Source organism: Eggerthella sp., from assembly GCF_048329335.1.
In the GTDB taxonomy this organism is placed as follows: Bacteria; Actinomycetota; Coriobacteriia; order Coriobacteriales; family Eggerthellaceae; genus Eggerthella; species Eggerthella lenta.
The window spans coordinates 1-5668 of the sequence record NZ_DBFEGU010000140.1 but is presented as its reverse complement, the minus strand read 5'-3'; the positions used below and the strand labels follow the sequence as shown (position 1 = coordinate 5668).

General features: G+C 68.1%; 5 protein-coding genes and 1 riboswitch. Of the genes, 4 read left to right on the top strand and 1 reads right to left on the bottom strand.

The window, feature by feature from the left end; genetic code table 11:
• From ACMO6A_RS04315 to ACMO6A_RS04305, 3 genes are all read left to right on the top strand, one after another.
• Positions 1 to 1000: glutamine amidotransferase-related protein (locus ACMO6A_RS04315; protein ID WP_418470830.1), on the top strand; the 1000-nt coding region annotated here is incomplete at its 5' end.
• Positions 993 to 4229, top strand: coding sequence for a carbamoyl-phosphate synthase large subunit (carB, locus tag ACMO6A_RS04310; RefSeq protein WP_009608660.1), 3237 nt, complete (start codon positions 993 to 995; stop codon positions 4227 to 4229). The genes ACMO6A_RS04315 and carB, both read left to right, overlap by 8 nt.
• 124 nt (positions 4230 to 4353) lie before the next feature.
• Positions 4354 to 4418, top strand: a riboswitch (guanidine-III (ykkC-III) riboswitch).
• Positions 4419 to 4439: 21 nt separating this feature from the next.
• Positions 4440 to 4763 (top strand): DMT family transporter, encoded by a 324-nt coding sequence (locus tag ACMO6A_RS04305; RefSeq protein WP_009307083.1) that lies wholly within the window; start codon positions 4440 to 4442, stop codon positions 4761 to 4763.
• 81 nt (positions 4764 to 4844) lie between these two features.
• Here the strand turns inward: ACMO6A_RS04305 and ACMO6A_RS04300 are convergent, their stop codons facing one another.
• Positions 4845 to 5048: a hypothetical protein gene (locus ACMO6A_RS04300; RefSeq protein WP_009307082.1), complete on the bottom strand. Its 204-nt coding sequence runs from the start codon at positions 5046 to 5048 to the stop codon at positions 4845 to 4847.
• A 311-nt stretch (positions 5049 to 5359) separates the two neighbouring features.
• Here ACMO6A_RS04300 and ACMO6A_RS04295 point away from each other — a divergent pair.
• The coding region (locus tag ACMO6A_RS04295) for a helix-turn-helix domain-containing protein (RefSeq protein ID WP_418470829.1) at positions 5360 to 5668 on the top strand (309 nt) is incomplete at its 3' end.

Genomic DNA, 5668 nt, shown 5'->3' with positions numbered 1-5668 from the left:
GGCCTCCACGGTGTCGTGCGCGCGTCCGCGCCGCTTCTCGGCCGACGACCTGCCGGCTTCGCAGGCGTTCGCGCTCGCCGCGCCTCCCGAGCCGCGCTTCAAAGTGGTCGCCTACGACTGCGGAGCGAAGCGCTCCATCCTCGAAAACCTCGTGCGCGCCGGCTGCGGCGTGACCTGCGTGCCGTGGGACACCCCGGCGGACGAGGTGCTGACCATGGCTCCCGACGGCGTGTTCCTGTCGAACGGCCCGGGCGACCCCGAGGCCGTCGAGGGCACGTACGCCCAGGTGGAGCAACTGCTGGGGAGGGTGCCCGTGTTCGGCATCTGCCTGGGGCACCAGATGATCGCCAAGGCGGCGGGCTCGGATATCGAGAAGCTCAAGTTCGGCCACCGCGGCGGCAACCATCCCGTCATGAACCTGCGCACGCGGCGCGTGGAGATCACCGCGCAGAACCACGGCTTCGGCCTCGTGTTCCCCAGCTTGGGCGCGCTCGTGCCGGAGCTATCGGCCGGCGTCTGCGCGCATGAGGACGACCTGCGCTGCTGGGTGCGCCGCGGCGTCGCGCCGGTGGTGCAAAACGAGCGCTTCGGACGCATCCAGCTCACGCACGTGAACCTCAACGACGGCACGGCCGAGGGCGTCGCGTTCCTCGACATACCCGCGTTCTCGGTGCAGTACCACCCGGAAGCCTCGCCGGGCCCCACCGACGCCCATTACCTGTTCGCCGCGTTCGCGCGGTTGATGGAGTCCGCCGTTCTGGCGAACGGCGGCGTTGCCGACGCTGCGGCCGCGGCTGGCACCCCATCTTGCCCTTCTGCTGCGGCTGGACGGACGGAAGTCCAGTCCAGCCTTGCATCAGGGCAATCTGGGGCACCAGCCGCGCCCTCGCTGACCTTGCCTGACCCGCGCGAATGTGCAAACTACCTCGACATCGACATCGCCGAGGATCGCCTGGCCGGCTGGTCGTTCGCCGAAGGGAAGGAGGCCTCCCATGCCTAAGCGCGAAGACATCCAAACCATCCTCGTCATCGGAAGCGGCCCCATCGTCATCGGGCAGGCGTGCGAGTTCGACTACTCGGGCGCGCAGGCCTGCAAGGTGTTGAAGGCCGACGGCTATCGCGTGGTGCTCGTGAACAGCAACCCCGCCACCATCATGACCGACCCGGGCCTGGCCGACCGCACCTACGTCGAACCCATCACCGTGGAGTTCGTCGAGCAGGTCATCGCGAAGGAGCGCCCCGACGCCCTCTTGCCCACGCTGGGCGGCCAGACCGGGCTCAACACGGCCGTCGAGCTCGCGCGCGCCGGCATCCTGGCCAAGTACGGCGTGGAGATGATTGGCTGCGACCTCGAGGCCATCGAGCGCGGCGAGGACCGCAAGCAGTTCAACGAGTGCATGGCGGAGCTTGGCATCGAGACGTCGCGCTCCGGCTACGCCTATTCCATCGCCGACGCCGAGGACATCGTGGCCGAGCTCGGCTACCCCGTGGTGCTGCGCCCCTCGTTCACGCTGGGCGGCGCGGGCGGCGGCATCGCGCACGACGCGGCCGAGCTGCACGAGATCGTGGGCCAGGGCCTGGAGCTGTCGCCGGCCGGCGAGGTGCTGGTGGAGGAGAGCATCGAGGGCTGGAAAGAGTACGAGATGGAGGTCATGCGCGACCGCGCCGGCAACGGCATCATCGTGTGCTCCATCGAGAACTTCGACGCCATGGGCGTGCACACGGGCGACTCCATCACGGTGGCGCCCGCGCAGACGCTGACGGACGTGGAGTACCAGCGCATGCGCGCGGCGTCGCTGGCCATCCTCGAGAAGATCGGCGTGGAGACCGGCGGCTCCAACGTGCAGTTCGCCGTCAACCCGGAAAACGGCCGCATGATCGTCATAGAGATGAACCCCCGCGTGTCGCGCTCCTCGGCGCTCGCGTCGAAGGCCACGGGCTTCCCCATCGCGAAGGCGGCCGCGAAGCTGGCCGTGGGCTACACGCTCGACGAGATCGTGAACGACATCACGAAGGCCACGCCCGCCTGCTTCGAGCCGTCCATCGACTACTGCGTGGTGAAGGTGCCGCGCTTCGCGTTCGAGAAGTTCCAGGGCACCGACGACACGCTGTCCACGCGCATGAAGGCCGTCGGCGAGGTCATGGCCATCGGCCGAACGTTCGAGGAATCGCTCGGCAAGGCCATGCGCTCGCTGGAGAACGGGCGCGCGGGCCTGGGAGCCGACGGCAAAGGCGGCGAGGCCGACGCGTCCGACGAGGCGCTGGAAGACCTCGTGGCGCGTCCCACGGCCGAGCGCATCTTCTACCTGGCCGAGGCGCTGCGCCGCGGCTGGACGGTCGAGCGCGCGAGCGCGGCGAGCCGCGTGGACCCCTTCTTCGTCGCGCGCATGGCCGACATCGTGCGCGTGCAGGAGAACCTGCGCGGCATGGCGCTGGACGAGCTCGATGCCGACGCGTTCCGCCTGCTCAAGCGCATGGGGCTGGCCGACGCGCAGATCGCGCACCTCACGGGATCCGACGAGCTCACCGTGCGCACGTGCCGTAAGATGCTGGGCGTGAGGCCTGCGTTCAAGACCGTGGACACCTGCGCCGCCGAGTTCCCCAGCGCCACGGCCTACCATTACAAGACCTACGATGCCGACGAGACCGAGACGGCGCCGAAGACGCGGCGGCGCGCCATGATTCTGGGCGCGGGGCCGAACCGCATCGGCCAGGGCATCGAGTTCGACTATTGCTGCGTGCACGCCAGCTACGCTCTGCACGAGGCCGGGTTCGAGACGATCATGGTGAACTGCAACCCCGAGACGGTGTCCACCGACTACGACACGTCCGACAAGCTGTACTTCGAGCCGCTCACGTTCGAGGACGTCATGGACATCGTCGATGTCGAGCAGCCCGACGGCGTGGTGGTCACGCTCGGCGGGCAGACGCCGCTCAAGCTGGCGAACGCGCTGGCGGCGCCCGGCGTGCCCATCATGGGCACCTCGCCGGAAGCCATCGACCTGGCCGAGGACCGCGACCGCTTCGCCGCCGTCCTCGACGAGCTGGGCATCGTCTACCCGGCCGCCGGCATGGCCTCCACGTACCAAGAGGCGTGCGTCGTGGCCGACCGCATCGGCTTCCCGCTGCTCGTGCGCCCCAGCTACGTGCTGGGCGGGCGCGGCATGGGCATCGTCTACGACGGCGCCCAGCTGGAGAAATACATGGCGGAGGCCGCGAAGATCTCGCCCGACCACCCGGTGTACCTCGACCGCTTCCTCGAAGGCGCGGTGGAGGTGGACCTCGACGCGCTCTGCGACGGCGAGCAGGTGTTCGTGGGCGGCGTGCTGGAGCACATCGAGATGGCGGGCATCCATTCGGGCGACTCGGCCTGCTGCACGCCGCCGTTCGCGCTGTCCGAGGCCGTGCAGGCGCAGCTGCGCGCCATCGCGCGCCGCTTGGCGCTGCGCCTGGGCGTGGTGGGGCTCATCAATATCCAGTTCGCCATCAAAGACCAGGTCATCTACATCATCGAGGCGAACCCGCGCGCCAGCCGCACGGTACCGTTCGCCTCGAAGGCGACGGGCGTTCCGCTGGCGAAGGTCGCTGCGCGCATCATGGCGGGGGAGAAGCTGGCCGATTTGGGGATGCCGCCCGACGACCGCCGGCTCGAGCATTTCAGCGTGAAGGAAGCCGTCATGCCCTTCGGCCGCTTCCCCGGCGCCGACACGGTGCTCGGCCCCGAGATGAAGTCCACCGGCGAGGTCATGGGCATCGCGCGCAACTTCCCGGCGGCGTTCGCGAAGACGCAGCTGGCCATCAGCTACGCGCTGCCCGAGGGCGGCACGGTGTTCGTCAGCGTGTGCGACCGCGACAAGCGCGCCATCGTGCCCATCGCTCGCGACATCGCGCGTCTGGGCTTTCGCATCGTGGCCACAGGCGGCACGGCCCGCACGTTGCGGGCGGCCGGCGTGGAGTGCGAGCAGGTGAGGAAGATCCACGAGGGCGAGGGCAACGTGCGCGACATGATCGCCGCCGGGGACATCTCGCTCATGATCAACACGCCGTTCGGCCACGCCACGCGCGCCGACGGCTACGAGCTGCGCCTCGAGGCCGTGAAGCACGGCGTGACCCACGTGACGAACCTCGCCGGCGCCCAGGCCATGGTGGCCGGCATGGAAGCCGCGCGCCTCGGCGGCCTCGCGGCCGTGGCCTTGCAGGACCTGCCCCAGTGGGAGCTTTCGCGCTGACGCGCCGCGTTCTGCGCGCATCGTCGCCCGGAAAACACGGAATCGCACCTGGAACCGTGTTTTCCGGGCGAAAAGGCGATGGCTTCCGATTTCCGATGCGCCTCCGGTTTGCTACACTGAAGGCGTTTCATCGTTTCGCATGATTCCCTGACGAGGGCAGCCGTACCAGGATCGAAAAGACGGCGCATAACCTACGAAAGGGGTCTTCTCATGGCATGGGTCGTTCTTATCGTATCGGGCGTCTTGGAAGCGGTGTGGGCCACGGCGCTCGGGCGCGCGGAGGGGTTCACCAGGCTAGCGCCTTCGATCGTGTTCCTGGTTGCGCTGGCGTTGAGCATGGTCGGCTTGTCCTACGCGGTCAAAACGCTGCCAACGGGCACCTCGTACGCCGTTTGGGTCGGCATCGGCGCCTCGCTCACGGTCGCCTACGGCATGCTCTCGGGAACAGAGCCCGTATCGGTGGCGAAAGTGCTGCTCATCATCGGCCTCATAGCTTGCGTCATCGGTCTCAAGCTCGTCCACGACGGCTCTTGATGCCGCTTGGAATTCAACGTGCGGAAACATAGAAGCGAGGGCGCATCGGCTGACGCGCCCTCGCTCGATCAGAATTCTCCCTCACGCCTTCGAGGACTTCGGCGGTCTGGCCGACCCTCGTTTGACGGCTATGTCGAGCGCGCCCAGCGCGTCGTAGGCTTCCCGCGCCGACGCTTCGACTCGATCGGCATCGAGGCCGCGCTCGTCGGGATGCAGCTCGACGCGTCTGTCGGCGACGGCGGACCATGCCTCGTACACTTTCTCGATGGGCGGCAGCTTCTCCACGGTGCTCCTTCGGTCGCGGCGTCATGTTCGGAAACAGCATGATATCAGATGGTAGAATGATCGCTTCGAATGCTGACGAACCGTCGAAGAAGGAGCGCCTGCAACGCTCTCGGCGGAGCTCGAAGAAGCCGGCTTCGAAAAGGCGGAGCTTGTCGGCGACGCGGCTGGCGCACCTCTCGACGAGGTGAGCCCGACGATCGCCGTAGTCGCGCGCAAGCCTGCGACCTGCGTGGACGGGCGATGACACGAATCGTGTCTTGCCGGAGCGATGCGGCTCAGCCATCTTGGGAGCCTGAAAGGGGGCGCGTCCCATGGATTTCGGAGAGAAGCTGAAAGCGCTGCGCACCGAGCGCGGCCTGACCCAGGAGCAGCTTGCCGCCAGGCTGTACGTGTCGCGCACGGCCGTGTCGAAGTGGGAGACGGGCGGCGGCTCGCCCAACCTCGACTCGCTGCAGGCCGTCGCGCGCCTGTTCGACGTGTCGGTGGACGACCTCCTGTCCGCCGACGACCTCATCGTGCTCGCCCGCGACGAGCGCCGCTCGACGGCGCGCAGCAGCGGCATGCTGTCGTTCGGTCTGCTCGACGTGCTGGCCGTCGTGTTCGCGTTCATTCCGCTATAC